Here is a 14,766-nt window from a genome sequence, read left to right on the forward strand (position 1 = left end):
GTCAGCACTCACCTGTGGGAGCTAGCCTGCCAGCGATTGACGCCACCACCGATCTACAGTTTTTCCAACGCCATGTTCAGCGCCAACACATTCACCACCGGCGGCCCCACCAACGGCTGCTCGATGTGCGCATCCAACAGGTTCTGGAGCGTCGCCACCGGCAGATTCCGCGCCGCCGCAACTCGCGCCAGTTGATAGGCAATTGCCGCCGGTGGCAAGTGTGGATCAAGCCCGCTGCCCGAAGTGGTCAACAGCGCCAACGGTACCGGTCCCTGACCCGGCACCAACAGTTTGTTGGCATCGTCGATCACCCGAGTGGCCAGTGCCGGGTTGCTTGGCGAGAGGTTGCTGGCGCCACTCGACACCGTGGCGAAAGCGCCGGCAGATGGCCGTGGATGGAACCACGCGTCACCGGTGAAATCCTGGGCAATCAGCGAGGAGCCGCGGACTTTGCCGTCGGCGTCGCGCACAAGGCTGCCATTGGCCTGATCCGGAAACGCGACCTGCGCGACACCGGTGACCACTAACGGGTAAGCGACGCCGGTGATCAGCGTCATCAGGACCAGCAGGCTCAGGGCCGGACGTATCATTGTGGACATTTCAAAATCCTCGAATTCGGTGAAAAACTGCGTTTGGTCAGGTGGACCGTGGTGTGTTCATCGCGAGCAAGCTTGCTCCTACGGGGCGGAGACGTTCGTGACACTCGCGTACACCGTAGGAGCCGGCTTGCCGGCGATCGAGCGCGCAGCGCTCGCCAGGGTCAAACCAGATGCAACGCCGTCAACAGCATGTCGATCGCCTTGATGCCCACAAACGGCACCAGAATCCCGCCCAGCCCATAGATCAGCAGATTGCGACGCAGCAACGCCGCCGCACTCGCCGCCTGCACCCGCACGCCGCGCAACGCCAGTGGAATCAGCACCACAATGATCAAGGCGTTGAACACAATCGCCGACAGAATCGCGCTCTGCGGGCTGGTCAAGTGCATGACGTTGAGCACGCCCAATTGCGGGTAGATCGAGGCAAACAGCGCCGGCAGAATCGCGAAGTATTTGGCCACGTCGTTGGCAATGGAAAAGGTCGTCAGCGCACCGCGGGTCACCAGCAATTCCTTGCCGATCTGCACCACGTCCAGCAGCTTGGTCGGGTCGCTGTCGAGGTCGACCATGTTCGCCGCTTCGCGCGCCGCTTGCGTGCCATCGTTCATCGCCATACCGACGTCCGCCTGGGCCAGGGCCGGGGCGTCGTTGGCGCCGTCGCCGCACATGGCGACCAGACGACCGTCATTCTGCTCATGACGAATACGCGCCAGTTTTTTCTCCGGCGTGGCTTCGGCCAGCACGTCGTCCACACCCGCTTCGGCCGCAATCGCTGCTGCGGTCAGCGGGTTGTCGCCGGTCACCATGACGGTGCGAATCCCCAGTTTGCGCAGCTCGGCAAAACGTTCGCGGATGCCGGGTTTGACCACGTCCTTGAGGTGGATCGCACCGAGCAATTTACCGTCGACGCAGACCAGCAATGGCGTGCCGCCGCTCTGGGCAATCTTGTCGATTTCACGGGACAGAGCAGGTGCGAGATCGGCGCGTTTCAGGCCGACGAACGCCAACAGCGAATCCACTGCGCCTTTGCGATACACGCGGCCCTGATAGTCAACGCCGGACAGACGGGTTTCAGCGCTGAACGGTACGGCGGTCAAGAGCTCGGTGCTTGGCTCAGGCTGCGGATGCAGGCCCCGCAGGTACTCGACGATGGATTTACCTTCCGCCGTGTCATCGGCCAGCGAAGCGAACAGCGCGCCCTCGGCCAGCTCCTTGGCGTTCACCCCCGGTGCGGTATACACCGCGGTGCAACGACGGTTACCAAAGGTGATGGTGCCGGTCTTGTCCAGCAGCAGGACATGCACGTCCCCCGCCGCTTCCACGGCGCGGCCGGATTTGGCGATCACGTTCAGGCGCACCAGACGGTCCATCCCGGCGATACCGATGGCCGAGAGCAAACCGCCGATGGTGGTCGGAATCAGCGTGACCAGTAACGCCACCAGGAACACCAGCGGCAGGCTGCCGTTGGCGAAGTGGGCGAACGGTTGCAGGGTGACGACCACCAGCAGGAAGATCAGCGTGAGGCCGATCAGCAGGATGTCGAGCGCCACTTCGTTCGGGGTTTTCTGGCGTTTGGCGCCTTCGACCAGCGCGATCATGCGGTCCAGTGTCGACTCGCCAGGGTTGGCGGTGATGCGCACCAGCAGCCAGTCGGAGACCAGGCGAGTGTTGCCGGTGACGGCCGAACGGTCGCCGCCGGATTCGCGGATCACCGGTGCGGATTCACCGGTAATCGCCGCCTCGTTAACTGCCGCGATGCCTTCGATGACTTCGCCGTCACCGGGAATCATTTCCCCGGCTTCGACGCGCACCACATCGCCCTTGCGCAGGCTGGTCGCCGGCACCACTTGAAAGGCGCCATTGCTGGTTTTGCGGCGCGCACTCAAACCTTCGCTGCCGGCCTTGAGGCTGTCGGCGCGGGCCTTGCCGCGGCCTTCGGCCAGGGCTTCGGCGAAGTTGGCGAAGAGCACGGTGAACCACAGCCACAGTGCGATTTGTGCAGCGACAAAGGTCGGCACGGCGCTGTCGGGAATGAAGCACAACACGGTGGTCAGCACGGCGGTCAGTTCGACCACCAGCATCACCGGCGCACGCTGCAATTGCCGCGGATCGAGCTTGACGAAGGCTTGCACCAGCGCCGGGCGCCACAGGGCCGAGATCGCGGTTTTCGGTTGCTCCGGCGCCTTCACGGCGACGGGTTTAGTTGCGGGCAAATTCATCATCAGATCCTCAGAAGCCCATGCTCAAGTGTTCAGCGATTGGACCCAGCGCCAGCGTCGGCAAGAAGGTCAAACCACCCACCAGCAAAATGGTCACGGTCAGCAATGTCACGAACAGCGGGCCATGCGTCGGGAAGCTGTTCTGGCCAATCGGTGCGGTTTTCTTCATCGCCAGGCTGCCGGCCAGGGCCAGTACCGGGAGGATGTAACCGAAGCGACCGATCAACATGCCAAAACCGAGCATCAGGTTGTGAAACGGTGTGTTGGCGCCGAAACCGCCGAACGCCGAACCATTGTTCGCGCCGGCCGACGTATAGGCATAAAGCAACTGGCTGAAACCGTGGGCACCGGGGTTGGTTACCGAGGCCACCGGACCTGGCAGGCTGGCGGCAATCGCACTGAGCACCAGCACGCCGACCGGCATCACCAGCAAGGTCACCACCAGCAATTGCACTTCCTTGGCCTGCAGTTTCTTGCCGAGGTATTCCGGTGTACGACCGATCATCAGGCCGGCGAGGAACACCGCGATCAGCACGTTAAGCAACATGCCGTAGAGCCCGGCGCCGACGCCGCCGAAGATCACTTCGCCGACCATCATGTTGACCAGCGCGACCATGCCGCTCAGCGGGTTGAGGCTGTCATGCATGCCGTTGACCGAACCGTTGGACGCTGCGGTAGTGGTCACCGACCACAGCACGGTGGCGGTGGTGCCAAAGCGCGCTTCCTTGCCTTCCAGCGGCGCAGTCTGTTCGACGGCGACGTTGTTCAGGCCAGGGTTCGGTTGGTTTTCCGCCCACAACGAGGTGGCGCCGCCGATCAGGAACAACGCCAGCATGCAGGCGATGATTGCGCGGCTCTGACGCAGGTCCTTCACGTAATGGCCGAAGGTGAACACCAGGGCGGCGGGGATCAGGATGATCGAGGAAACTTCGAACAAGTTGCTCCACGCCGTCGGGTTCTCGAACGGGTGCGCCGAGTTGACGCCGAAGAAGCCACCGCCGTTGGTGCCCAGTTGCTTGATCGCAATCTGGCTGGCGGCCGGGCCGAGCGGGATCACCTGATCGACGCCTTGCATCGTCACGGCATTCACGTACTGCGCGAAGGTTTGTGGCACGCCCTGCCAGACCAGATACAGCGCCAGCAGCAGGCACAGCGGCAACAAGCCGTAGAGGGTGGCGCGGGTCATGTCGACCCAGAAGTTGCCAAGGGTCTTGGTCGATTTGCGACCGATACCGCGGCACAGCGCAACCAGCACAGCGAGGCCGGTGGCGGCGCTGACGAAGTTCTGCACGGTAAGGCCGGCCATCTGACTCAGGTAGCTCAGCGAGGCTTCGCCGCTGTAGGCCTGCCAGTTGGTGTTGGTCATGAAACTGACGGCGGTGTTGAACGCCAGCGTCCACTCCTGACCCGGCAGGTTTTGCGGGTTGAGCGGCAAGTGATCCTGGAACAACAGGATCGCGAACAACAGCAAGAAGCCCGCAAGGTTGAAGGCGAGCAAGGCCAGGGTGTATTTCTGCCAGCTCTGTTCGGCCTGCGGATCAACGCCGGCCACCCGATAACAACCACGCTCCACCGGTCCCAGGATCGGTGTCAGCCAGGTGCGCTGCCCCTCCATGACCTTGTAGTAGAACCGCCCAAGAAACGGTGCCGGGACCAATACCACCGCGAAAAACGCGAGGACCAGCCAATAGTCATAACTGTGCATAGCCGCTCCTAGTTCCGGTCCGCGCGCAACAGCGCAACCAACAGATAAATGAACAGCCCCACTGCCAATAGCAGTGACACCCCGTCCAGAACGCTCATGGAAGTTCTCCGTGTTACGGCGTATTGCCGCGTGTGGAGCCATTGTCGGAAGGAAGGCTGTAAAGGAGCGAGGTCGAGGGTGTTGGCTGTGCATAAAGAAAGCGTAAAGAGTGGGTTTATGGCTTTGTTACAGCGTTGTCTGGGCGGGCCCCATCGCTAGCAGGCTAGCTCCCACAGGGGTTTGATGTTGTTTGGGCCACCGCAGTCCAATGTGGGAGCGAGCCTGCTCGCGATGGCGGCAGAACTGACAACCGCGCCCTCAACTGGCGCACAAAAATGCATGCATCCAGCAGCTAACATCCCCGATACGACACCTTTTTACGCTTTACGACTGCCATCACCCCACTGGCACGCCCGCTGCACACGCCCTCCCCGAGCTTTCCAAACCGTTCAGGGAGCAAACGCATGAACACACAACTCAAACCCACGCTGGGCACGCTGCACCTGTGGGGCATCGCGGTCGGGCTGGTGATTTCCGGTGAGTATTTCGGCTGGAGTTACGGCTGGGGCGTGGCGGGCACACTCGGTTTTCTGGTGACGTCCTTTATGGTCGCCACCATGTACACCTGCTTCATCTTCAGTTTCACCGAACTGACCACTGCCATTCCCCACGCAGGCGGTCCCTTCGCCTACAGCCGCCGCGCCTTTGGCGAGAAAGGCGGACTGATCGCCGGGCTGGCGACGCTGATCGAATTCGTCTTCGCCCCACCCGCCATTGCACTGGCCATTGGCGCGTACTTGAACGTGCAGTTCCCGGCACTTGATCCGAAACACGCAGCGGTCGGCGCCTACATCGTGTTCATGGGCCTGAACATCCTCGGCGTGAAACTGGCGGCCACCTTCGAGCTGGTGGTCTGTGTACTCGCGGTGGCTGAATTGCTGGTGTTCATGGGCGTTGTTGCGCCGGCGTTCAGTTTCAGCAACTTCGCGCTGAATGGCTGGGCCGGTTCCGATGTGTTCGGCGCACCGGCGATTACCGGGATGTTCGCGGCGATTCCATTTGCCATCTGGTTTTTCCTCGCAATCGAAGGCGCGGCCATGGCCGCCGAAGAAGCCAAGGACCCGAAACGCACGATTCCCAAGGCGTACATCAGCGGGATTTTGACCCTGGTGTTGTTGGCCATGGGCGTGATGTTCTTTGCCGGCGGCGTCGGCGACTGGCGCACCCTGTCGAACATCAACGACCCGCTGCCGCAAGCGATGAAAACCGTGGTCGGCGAAAGCTCCGGCTGGTTGCACATGCTGGTGTGGATCGGCCTGTTCGGCCTGGTGGCGAGTTTCCACGGGATCATCCTCGGCTACTCGCGGCAGTTCTTCGCCCTCGCCCGTGCCGGTTACCTGCCGGCGTCGCTGGCCAAACTCTCACGGTTCCAGACGCCACACCGGGCAATCATCGCCGGCGGTGTGATCGGCATCGCGGCAATCTACAGCGACGGTTTGATCAACCTCGGCGGCATGACGCTGACCGCCGCGATGATCACCATGGCGGTATTTGGCGCGATCGTGATGTACATCATGAGCATGCTCAGCCTGTTCAAACTGCGTAAAACCGAGCCGAACCTGGAGCGCACGTTCCGCGCGCCGTGCTACCCGCTGGTGCCGTTCATTGCGCTGTTACTGGCCGTGGTGTGCCTGGTGGCGATGGCCTGGTTCAATACGCTGATCGGCTTGATTTTCCTCGGCTTCATGGCGGTGGGTTTCGTGTACTTCATGTTGACCGCGCAATTGCGCGCCGATGCACCAGCGGACGCGATGTTGACCGGGCTTTAAACAGTCGCGGTGCTGCTGGCATATCAGGCATAGAATGGAACCAGTGCGAAGCTGAATCGCTCAAAGTGGTATGCACGATCGATTGGCGAAACCCGCCAATCGGCCTGCCCTCAAGGAGAGCCCTATGCCCTGGTATGCCTGGTTGATTCTGGTCGTTGCAATCGGCTCGATCGTTGGCGGTTTGATGATGTTGCGTGACACCGCCAACAAGGTCGAACTGACCGATGAGCAACGTAAACGCGTCGCTGAGCGCAACGCGCAAGCGGACGCCAAGGATGCGCAGGACCGCTAAAACAAAAACCCTGTCATTCTCATCGAATGACAGGGTTTGGCGTTTCTACTGTTCCCATTCGGCCTTGGCGATGTGCAAGCCATGCAGCCCTTTGTATGCCGCTCGCTCAGGCTGGCTCCAGCCTTCGAGCAACGAATCCTCCAGTTTGTAAATCTCTACCCCGAGCGGGCGACACACGCTCAGCGGGTCCTGCGCGTCCGGCCCCCACATGGCCAGCGACAGATCGCCACCCGGACAGGTCGAGAGTGCACACAACAAATCGATCTCGGCAAAGAACTCCAGGTAATCGCCCTTCTGCGCCGGACAGGCTTTCATGAAGTACATGTCGTCGTGGTTGAGCCCGGTGCATTGGAAAATGTTCAGCACATCATGCACGTCGAATTCGGTTAAGCCGTGGGGCAATACCGCGCGAGTCAGGTTGGAATGGCAGTGATGGTGAAAGTCTTCGCCGGTGAGCATTTTGTTCACATAGGGATCGCAGCGGGTGCCGAGCAAGTCGTGCAGGCGTCCGCCATGTTCGTCGATGCCGTAGCCGGCCAGGCTGTCATCGGTGATGGTCACCAGCGGCCGCAAGAATGGCAGGTTCGACCAGAGCCGGTCGTGAGTGCTGACATGTGCCCCCTGCAACTGCCGCGTGCGCGACGCCCACAAGCGTTCGCGCGGATCGTTGGCATTCCAGACATTGAAATCCCCGACTTGCGGGCCGACCGGCGTGGTCACACGAAACACATGCCCGGCCGGGACGTTCCAGGCGCGGCCGGTGCGGATCGGCACTTCGAACTGCTCGATCAGCGTGCGCCCCTCCTGTGTATCCCGGATCTTTTCATAGAAGGCTTTGTCCACCTGCAAGGCTGAACCTTTGCTGACTTGGTAGGCCGCCGGATAGTCTTTGTACATGGCACGAATCCTCGATCAGTGAGGGGAAGAAGGGGCAAGCATTTGCAAGAGAAGGTGTTCGGAGTCGTCAAGATAAAGGCTCATGGCGTCCTCGGCGGCGCGTTTGTCGCCCTCGGCCAATAGCTCGTGGATCTGCCGGTCGCGCGCCAGCCACGGTGCCTGAAACCGTGACTCATCGGGTGCGGAGCAAAACACCAGGCGCAGTTGCGCAACGACATTGGTGAAGAACTCATCGAACAACGGGCTACGCAGCAACCCGACGATGTGTTGATGAAACGCCAGACTGTGCGTGCCCACGGCACGCCAGTCCTCGCGCTCCCGGGCCAGTTGAGTGGCTTCCAGGGCCTGGAGCATCCGGTCGGACTGATAATCGCGCAGCGGCCGACTGGCGCTGATGGCCTGCAACTCCAGCGTGCGGCGAACATTGAACAGATCCCGCACATCGTCCACGCCCAGGCGACGCACCATCACGCCTTTGTTGCGTACATAGCGGGTCAGACCTTCCTGCCCCAGGCGATGCAAGGCTTCGCGAATGGTGTTGCGGGAGGCGTTGTAGGCTGACACCAGATCGTTTTCCACCAACGCCATACCGGGCAGCAAACGCCCGCCGATGATGTCGGCGCGCAACTCCAGGGTAATGTGGTCGGCCAGGGACAGTCCGCTCATACTTATTGCCTCATGATTGTTCAACAATCGTCCGCTAATGAGTAATCACTATCCGTGCCAGTTCCTTCGCAATGCTATGAAGAAGTTGGACGCATCTGCATGCTTTTTAGAAGTAGAAGTACAGTCACCATCCCATTCCCATTGGTTAAGATGGCGCATTGTTGCGGAGACTCCCGATGCGTTACTCGCAAGACCACAAAGCCCAGACCCACCAACGCATCATCAAGGAAGCCTCAGCGCGATTTCGCCGCGACGGTATTGGCGCGACCGGCTTGCAGCCGCTGATGAAAGCGCTGGGTTTGACTCACGGCGGCTTCTACTCGCATTTCAAATCCAAGGATGAACTGGTAGAGAAAGCCCTGCAGGCCGCAGGCGCCGAGGTGGAGATCGTCTGCGCTGAGCTGTTCGCTCAGGAGCGCCCACTGGAGGCGTTCATTGACGCGTATTTGTCCGAATGGCACCAGACTTCGCCCCATGAAGGGTGCCCGCTGCCGACCATGTCATCGGAACTCGGCATGCGCGGACAGCCAAGTCCGACCTCCGATGAGGTGCTCAATGCACGGCTCGAACAAATACAAGGCACCCTTGAAGGCGAGGGTGCCGCCGACCAGAGTATCTTCATCATGTCCGCAATGGTCGGGGCGCTACTGCTGTCGCGCAGTGTCGAGAGCGCCGATCTGGCCCAGCGGATTCTCGACGTCACACGCGAGTTTCTCAAAAAGCCCCGGGATTAACCCTCCCAGCGCTTGAAGAGTACGCTGGCATTGACCCCGCCGAACCCGAAGCCATTGGACAGCGCGTACTCGATCGCCATTGGCCGCGCCTGACCATGGACGATGTCCACACCTTGCGCGGCCGGATCCGGGTTATCCAGATTGAGGGTGGCCGGCACGATCTGATCACGGATCGCCAACAGCGTGAAGATCGCCTCGATCCCGCCCGCTGCGCCGAGTAAATGCCCGGTGGCCGACTTGGTCGACGTGACCGCAATCTTGTTATCCGTGCCGAACAACGATTTGATGGCCGCCAACTCTCCCAGATCTCCAACTGGCGTCGAGGTCGCGTGAGCATTGAGATGCTGCACCTGTGCGGCAGCAATCCCCGCCTGAGCCAGCGCCAGTGACATCGCGCGTCGCGCACCGCTGCCATCTTCGGGGCCGGCGGTCAGGTGATAGGCGTCAGCGCTGGTGCCGTACCCGACCAGTTCCGCCAGCGGTTGCGCGCCACGGGCCAGTGCATGCTCCAGGGATTCGATCACCAAAAGACCCGCGCCCTCTCCCATGACGAAACCATCGCGATCACGGTCGAATGGGCGCGAAGCACGTTCCGGGGTGTCGTTGAAACCGCTGGACAAGGCGCGAGCAGCGGCGAACCCGGCAAGGCTGACCCGATCGATCGCCGCTTCCGCGCCGCCGCACACCGCAATATCCGCTTCGCCACAACGAATCAGCCGCGCCGCATCGCCAATCGCCTGAACCCCGGCCGCACACGCCGTTACGGGAGCACCCAGTGGACCTTTGAAACCATGCTGAATCGACACATGGCCCGCGGCTAGGTTGACCAGAAACGAGGGAATGGTGAAAGGCGACAATCGCCGCGGGCCACGACTGTCGGTGGTGCGCACCGCATCGGCAATCGCGCCGAAACCGCCGACGCCTGAACCGATAATGGTAGCCGTGCGCTCCTGAGCATCAGCGGTTTGCGCCTGCCAACCGGCCTGCTCGATTGCCTGACGCGCCGCTTCCATGGCGAACAGTATGAAACGGTCCATCTTCTTCTGCTCTTTGGGTGGCGTCGCACGAACCGGATCAAAACCCGCCTCGGCATCTTCGGCCAGCGTCGGCACTGCGCCACCGACCTTGGCCGGCAGATCAGCCACGACGTCGTCCGGCAAACTGCGCAACCCGGAACGCCCGGCCAACAGGCGCGCCCAGACCGCTTCGACCCCGCTACCCAGCGGCGAAACCAAACCCATGCCCGTTACAACCACTCGACGTTCACTCATACCGCAACTACCTCAAGCCAATGGAAGGTGCCTCACTTGTAACGCGAAGCGGCCTTGCTTTTGGAAAGATTCGGCGCCATCACATGACGCGCCGCGACAAACGCATCCCATTCGGAAGCATCGGGCAACGAAGGAATGGTGATCAGTTCACCCTGGTCGAGACCGGACAACGCCGCATCGACCATCTCCCCCGCCTCCATCACCATGTCCGCCGGAATCTGGGTCGCGTCGACACCGGAGCGCTCCCAGATTTCCGTGCGTGTTACGCCGGGCAACACGGCTTGTACTTTGACACCGGTGCCATCGAGCTCGGCGTTCAACGACTGGGTCAGACTTAACACATAAGCCTTGCTGGCGCTGTAGGTTGCATTGAAACGCTCGGGAAACAGCGCCACCACCGAGGCAATGTTGATGATCGTGCCCCGGCCGGCTTTGGCAAAACTGGCGGCCGCCGCCGAAGCCAGGCGCGTGACCGTCGTCACGTTCAATTGAATCAAGCGTTCAACCTGGTCCAAATCGGCGTTGGCCAGCAAGCCATCAGACGCGACACCCGCGTTGTTCAGCAGCAGGCTGATACTCGAATCGCTGCGAAGGCGCTGCTCAAGTTTCAACACGTCGTCTTTTTGAGTCAGGTCGGCCTTGAGCACCTCGACCTGAATGCCGTGCTCGGTGCGCAACTTGCTCGCCGCGGCCTCAAGACGCGGCTCGTCGCGAGCGACCAGCAACAAATCAAAACCACGCGCCGCCAACCGCTCAGCGTAAATCGCGCCAATGCCGGAAGAAGCACCGGTAACGAGAGCCGTACCTTGGACCTGGACAGAATTCATGACAGTGCTCCTGGAAATGCACAAGGGAAAGAAAAGCGCCTGCGCTTCACAGCGCCAAGCCGAACGACGAATTTATTATAGGCATAATTCAATCACAATATGACAGCCGTAATTTTTCGCCCATCGACGGAAGGCGCTAAATCGCCACGTACGCCAGAATGCAAAAAGGCCGGTCAATGACCGGCCCATGGCGCTGAATTACAAGCTTAGTTCACCTCAAGCTTTTCGCGGTTCTTATCCAGAATGGCTTTGCCGATTCCCTTCACTTCGAGCAGCTCGTCTACCGACGCAAACGACCCATTACTTTCACGATACGCAACAATCGCCTTGGCCTTGGCCTCCCCGATGCCGGACAACTCTCGTTGCAAGGTTGATGCATCAGCGCCGTTGAGATTGATTCGGCCAGATTGTGATTGAGTAGAGATCTCCACAGCCACTGGGGCGGCAGACACCTCGGTTTTCACGGCCGGGGCCGCAAAAGCAACGATAGAACCGCTGGCGAGCAGAGCAAATAGCAGGGAACTGAAATAGCCGGTACGCATAGATGACACTCCATGACATCGATTGGGATAGCAGCTTTTCCGAAGCTGCCTCCCAAACTTAGGCGATGCCTGAAGCTTGTCAAAAACACGTCCGTTACAGGATGTGAAACAATCAGGATCACGGTGGGTCCAGCTATCCACCGCTTGCTTATGCAGTCAGTGGCATCTGCCCGAACTCGTTCCACTGACAGCTCCAGTGACGCTCGCCACCACAAGAACGGTGTCCAGCGCAACTTACTACGCGAGAGACCTGAGAGCCCTGATGATTTTGAGCGACTTCTAGAGTAATATCGCCGTCGACGTACAACCAACTCGTAAAAATACATAAAAGATAAAGGATTTGAGTGTGAACAATGCAAAAGCCACAACCAATAGTGATGAGATAGATCTAACAGCCATCATTATTCCTCTTTGGAAAAAAAAATGGCACATTCTAATATTCACATCAATCTGTGCGATTCTAGCGACTGTATGGTATTCAACTCTGCCCGTCCAATGGGTGGCCACGACCCATATTTCGCCTCCATCGCTTTATGATTTCTTTAAAGAAATAGACTTGCAAGTCCAGTCCCCTGAATTTAATCGTTATGGATTTGGACAAAACGGTGTATATAAAGCCATCAAAAAAGAAACGTTCTCTACGGCTGTTGGTGTGTTAGCGGTCAAAGGCGTCAACGTGGCAGACCCGGTCAAGGGAAGTAATATTTATACAGTATCCGTAGTATCCGACACTGAGGACTTGGCGAGATCTCAACTTAAATCTCGGTTGGTAGCGGCCAATGCCGAAGCAATAGCACTTAACCTTCCAGAACTTGCAGAAAACAAAAAAGTTAAAGCGTTCAACTCGCTAGGCGAATTGGGCACCATCAGCACAGCCAAAGTCCAGCACAGTCTGAAAGTTTTCATACTTCTTGGGATCATCGCTGGATTATTCATCGGCTGCACATTGGTTCTGTCCAAAGAGCTTTTTAATAAATATATCAAGCCGCTAGTCTAAAAGGAAAAACCTCTCTTGTGTTTTCTGTATGAAAAGTAGAAAGTCAACCGGAGAACCTTTCAGCCATCGTAAACGGAGAAACGCATACTACCTTGAAGAACAGGCACTATCGGCGGCTACTGAGAGAAACCCAGATTGGTATTAACAGGTTTGTAGCAAGGGTCAGGATTTCGCAAGAAGCTTCAGGAGAGAGTCGCTTATCATGAGAAACTTCTGGCCCACAGTTCGACTTCGATACCTTGTCCGGCCATCAAATGACTGGACTGGCTGCCGAAAAAAATCGAGCAGATCAATGCTCGCTGGAGAGGCGAAAATTCTAGGCTACACCGCGGCTAAAACTGAGTTAAGGTAGTTAATCTTTAGCCCCCAACATGACAGACAACGGTGCCCTAAAGTGAATCCGGCGGTAGAGCAAAACCATAAATGGACAGACAATGAACTTTAAATTTCCAGGCTTATTCAAGTTATATTTGCTACTGCTATTTCCTGGCTATTTCTTTTTCCATGTTGCACACAGTGAAGGGTATGCTTCGTACGTCGGTTGGTTTGGTATTTTTATCGTCTTTACAATACTACTCACATCGGCGAAAACAGGCCTATATGTGCTGAGTGGAAAACAAAAAGTAAATTTGAGCTCTGCCATCATATCAGTGCCGGCGACCGCATTTTTTATCTACATAATCGCAGCAACGTTGATAAACCACGCAATAAATACAGGAAGCTATATCACATCTGATGGAATGAGATGGAGCCTGGAAAACATCGTCCTTTTAATTGGTCTATACACTATTGGATCTCGCATTAGCATTACAACCAGCAGAATATTTACCTTATCACTGATACTTTGCTTCATGGGATTTGCTTTTTTCACTTACCTCTACTATAGCCCAATCAACAACACGATATGGCTGCCACGAGAGGTTGATCCATCGACGAACACCATTGCCTCGTACCAAAGCCTTGCGGGCGCAGTCGTTTATACAACCACTTTATGTGTCTTTATAAAAAGCAGGCTTCTCAAGAGCCTGACATTAACGCTATCGCTGGCCACCCTGTATTTTATCGGCTCAAGGACCGAGTTCTTTCTGATATTGTCGATAATTCCTTTTTATGTCTACATCAACTACGGCTTCAGACCTACACTAGCCATTGCAATCGCATCAATTCCTGCCATCTTAATTATTCTACTTTACTTTGGAGTTAATGCTCGTTACGCCTCTCTTGTATCCGGCGGCAACGAAAGGCTTTTGCTTTTGCAAAGCGCCATACCAGGAATAATTGAAAGCCCTATCTTGGGAGATTATTTGGGTCAGGTGAGGGAGTATGGAACAACGGGAGCTTACGTCCATAATGCGTTATCAGTACTGCAGCAGTATGGAATATTTGCGTTCATGGCGTATTGCTATTTGACGTTGATGGCACTTTTTGTTGGATTAAAACAAGTAAGAGTTGCCAAACAGAACAGACAGGTCGAAATCCTGATATACGCCTCTATAGTTAGCACTGTCGGCATTATTGCATCCAAAGCGATTGCCTGGCCCTACCCTGCACTGGCATGGGGACTTGCCTGCGTGGCACTTAAGCTGACGAGAAAGTCCAACCTTTCCTCCATCGAAACAGCACAAAGTTAGCCATTTAAAAGCACCGACCTGACTTCTAAAGAACTCAGTCAGCCCACGCCCCCGGTAATAGCACTAATTTGGTGTTGAGCTGGCCGACAGCAAAAGACCGATCAATGATCGGTCTTCCATGCATTTCCATGGCAAGTTGATAGTTGGCATTTCCGGCGAGTAGTTCCACGGAGTCGGCCACCGACTGTGCCTGCGATCCAAAATCGGCTGGCCTGGCCTAGATCAGGTTCTTCAAGCATCTGGACATGAGTTCATCGCAGGCAATTACCGGGCTTTCCAGAATCCGTCGCGGATCAGATTCAGCAGTGGCTGATAGTGTTCGCGGCACTGAAATACCAAGAATCCTGGAGTTAAAGCCTGATGGGGACGGTTGCGTCACAAATCAAAAAGGTCGAGTAACCAGTTCAGTTCCTGAACGGATAAGACGATGACTTCGTCTGCGGCGTCGAGTCGCATCATGAGGTGCTGGCTCCGGATAGAAATCGGGAGCACAGCATTCGGGATTAGCTCAGCGCTTT

The 14,766-nt window shown here is 57.6% G+C and carries 14 protein-coding genes; 5 read left to right on the plus strand and 9 right to left on the minus strand.

Going from position 1 to position 14,766, the window contains the following annotated elements:
• Positions 1 to 53 precede the first annotated feature (53 nt).
• The 4 genes from kdpC to kdpF form a co-directional block, all read right to left on the minus strand.
• Positions 54 to 599, minus strand: coding sequence for a potassium-transporting ATPase subunit KdpC (kdpC, locus tag Q7W83_RS18155; RefSeq protein WP_150630111.1), 546 nt, complete (start codon positions 597 to 599; stop codon positions 54 to 56).
• A 161-nt stretch (positions 600 to 760) separates the two neighbouring features.
• Positions 761 to 2,818 carry a potassium-transporting ATPase subunit KdpB gene (gene kdpB / locus Q7W83_RS18160; protein WP_150637818.1) on the minus strand — a complete coding sequence of 686 codons (2,058 nt, stop codon included), beginning with the start codon at positions 2,816 to 2,818 and terminating at the stop codon, positions 761 to 763.
• A 10-nt stretch (positions 2,819 to 2,828) separates the two neighbouring features.
• A complete protein-coding gene (gene kdpA, locus Q7W83_RS18165) occupies positions 2,829 to 4,523 on the minus strand; it encodes a potassium-transporting ATPase subunit KdpA (RefSeq protein ID WP_150630113.1) in 1,695 nt (564 codons plus the stop codon).
• A gap of 8 nt (positions 4,524 to 4,531) precedes the next feature.
• Entirely contained in the window at positions 4,532 to 4,621 is a 90-nt protein-coding gene (gene kdpF / locus Q7W83_RS18170; RefSeq protein WP_007899818.1) for a K(+)-transporting ATPase subunit F, read from the minus strand.
• Between the two features lie 405 nt (positions 4,622 to 5,026).
• Here kdpF and eat point away from each other — a divergent pair, with 405 nt between their 5' ends.
• Positions 5,027 to 6,391, plus strand: coding sequence for an ethanolamine permease (gene eat, locus Q7W83_RS18175; RefSeq protein ID WP_473656425.1), 1,365 nt, complete (start codon positions 5,027 to 5,029; stop codon positions 6,389 to 6,391).
• A 124-nt stretch (positions 6,392 to 6,515) separates the two neighbouring features.
• Entirely contained in the window at positions 6,516 to 6,683 is a 168-nt protein-coding gene (locus Q7W83_RS18180) for a DUF2897 family protein (RefSeq protein ID WP_017337332.1), read from the plus strand.
• Between the two features lie 45 nt (positions 6,684 to 6,728).
• Here the strand turns inward: Q7W83_RS18180 and Q7W83_RS18185 are convergent, their stop codons facing one another.
• Both Q7W83_RS18185 and Q7W83_RS18190 read right to left on the minus strand, forming a co-directional pair.
• On the minus strand, positions 6,729 to 7,580 hold the full coding sequence (locus Q7W83_RS18185; RefSeq protein WP_150630115.1) for an urea carboxylase-associated family protein: 852 nt from the start codon (positions 7,578 to 7,580) through the stop codon (positions 6,729 to 6,731).
• A gap of 15 nt (positions 7,581 to 7,595) precedes the next feature.
• Positions 7,596 to 8,246: a GntR family transcriptional regulator gene (locus Q7W83_RS18190; RefSeq protein ID WP_473656426.1), complete on the minus strand. Its 651-nt coding sequence runs from the start codon at positions 8,244 to 8,246 to the stop codon at positions 7,596 to 7,598.
• 176 nt (positions 8,247 to 8,422) lie between these two features.
• On the opposite strand from Q7W83_RS18190, the gene Q7W83_RS18195 reads away from it, so the two are divergent.
• On the plus strand, positions 8,423 to 8,980 hold the full coding sequence (locus Q7W83_RS18195) for a TetR/AcrR family transcriptional regulator (RefSeq protein WP_150630117.1): 558 nt from the start codon (positions 8,423 to 8,425) through the stop codon (positions 8,978 to 8,980).
• Here the strand turns inward: Q7W83_RS18195 and fabF are convergent.
• From fabF to Q7W83_RS18210, 3 genes are all read right to left on the minus strand, one after another.
• Positions 8,977 to 10,251: a beta-ketoacyl-ACP synthase II gene (gene fabF, locus Q7W83_RS18200; RefSeq protein WP_473656427.1), complete on the minus strand. Its 1,275-nt coding sequence runs from the start codon at positions 10,249 to 10,251 to the stop codon at positions 8,977 to 8,979. The two genes, Q7W83_RS18195 and fabF, sit on opposite strands and share 4 nt — an antisense overlap.
• Before the next feature lie 32 nt (positions 10,252 to 10,283).
• Complete coding sequence (locus Q7W83_RS18205) at positions 10,284 to 11,078, minus strand: SDR family NAD(P)-dependent oxidoreductase (RefSeq protein WP_473656428.1); 795 nt, start codon at positions 11,076 to 11,078, stop codon at positions 10,284 to 10,286.
• A 206-nt stretch (positions 11,079 to 11,284) separates the two neighbouring features.
• Positions 11,285 to 11,620: a ComEA family DNA-binding protein gene (locus tag Q7W83_RS18210; protein ID WP_473656429.1), complete on the minus strand. Its 336-nt coding sequence runs from the start codon at positions 11,618 to 11,620 to the stop codon at positions 11,285 to 11,287.
• Between the two features lie 346 nt (positions 11,621 to 11,966).
• Here Q7W83_RS18210 and Q7W83_RS18215 point away from each other — a divergent pair, with 346 nt between their 5' ends.
• Complete coding sequence (locus Q7W83_RS18215; RefSeq protein ID WP_473656430.1) at positions 11,967 to 12,617, plus strand: Wzz/FepE/Etk N-terminal domain-containing protein; 651 nt, start codon at positions 11,967 to 11,969, stop codon at positions 12,615 to 12,617.
• A 434-nt stretch (positions 12,618 to 13,051) separates the two neighbouring features.
• The gene (locus Q7W83_RS18220) at positions 13,052 to 14,248 is read left to right on the plus strand and encodes a hypothetical protein (protein ID WP_473656431.1); all 1,197 of its coding nucleotides are present in this window, start codon (positions 13,052 to 13,054) and stop codon (positions 14,246 to 14,248) included.
• Positions 14,249 to 14,766: the final 518 nt, after the last annotated feature.

The sequence above is a fragment of the Pseudomonas sp. 300 genome (genome assembly GCF_055803035.1).

Excerpts from the sequence above, each read along its gene's own strand:
- kdpC (WP_150630111.1), bottom strand. The coding sequence starts at position 599 with ATGTCCACAATGATACGTCCGGCCCTGAGCCTGCTGGTCCTGATGACG.
- kdpF (WP_007899818.1), bottom strand. The coding sequence starts at position 4,621 with ATGAGCGTTCTGGACGGGGTGTCACTGCTATTGGCAGTGGGGCTGTTC.
- Q7W83_RS18210 (WP_473656429.1), bottom strand. The coding sequence starts at position 11,620 with ATGCGTACCGGCTATTTCAGTTCCCTGCTATTTGCTCTGCTCGCCAGC.
- fabF (WP_473656427.1), bottom strand. The coding sequence starts at position 10,251 with ATGAGTGAACGTCGAGTGGTTGTAACGGGCATGGGTTTGGTTTCGCCG.
- Q7W83_RS18205 (WP_473656428.1), bottom strand. The coding sequence starts at position 11,078 with ATGAATTCTGTCCAGGTCCAAGGTACGGCTCTCGTTACCGGTGCTTCT.
- Q7W83_RS18195 (WP_150630117.1), top strand. The coding sequence starts at position 8,423 with ATGCGTTACTCGCAAGACCACAAAGCCCAGACCCACCAACGCATCATC.
- Q7W83_RS18220 (WP_473656431.1), top strand. The coding sequence starts at position 13,052 with ATGAACTTTAAATTTCCAGGCTTATTCAAGTTATATTTGCTACTGCTA.
- kdpB (WP_150637818.1), bottom strand. The coding sequence starts at position 2,818 with ATGAATTTGCCCGCAACTAAACCCGTCGCCGTGAAGGCGCCGGAGCAA.
- Q7W83_RS18180 (WP_017337332.1), top strand. The coding sequence starts at position 6,516 with ATGCCCTGGTATGCCTGGTTGATTCTGGTCGTTGCAATCGGCTCGATC.
- eat (WP_473656425.1), top strand. The coding sequence starts at position 5,027 with ATGAACACACAACTCAAACCCACGCTGGGCACGCTGCACCTGTGGGGC.
- Q7W83_RS18185 (WP_150630115.1), bottom strand. The coding sequence starts at position 7,580 with ATGTACAAAGACTATCCGGCGGCCTACCAAGTCAGCAAAGGTTCAGCC.
- Q7W83_RS18190 (WP_473656426.1), bottom strand. The coding sequence starts at position 8,246 with ATGAGCGGACTGTCCCTGGCCGACCACATTACCCTGGAGTTGCGCGCC.
- kdpA (WP_150630113.1), bottom strand. The coding sequence starts at position 4,523 with ATGCACAGTTATGACTATTGGCTGGTCCTCGCGTTTTTCGCGGTGGTA.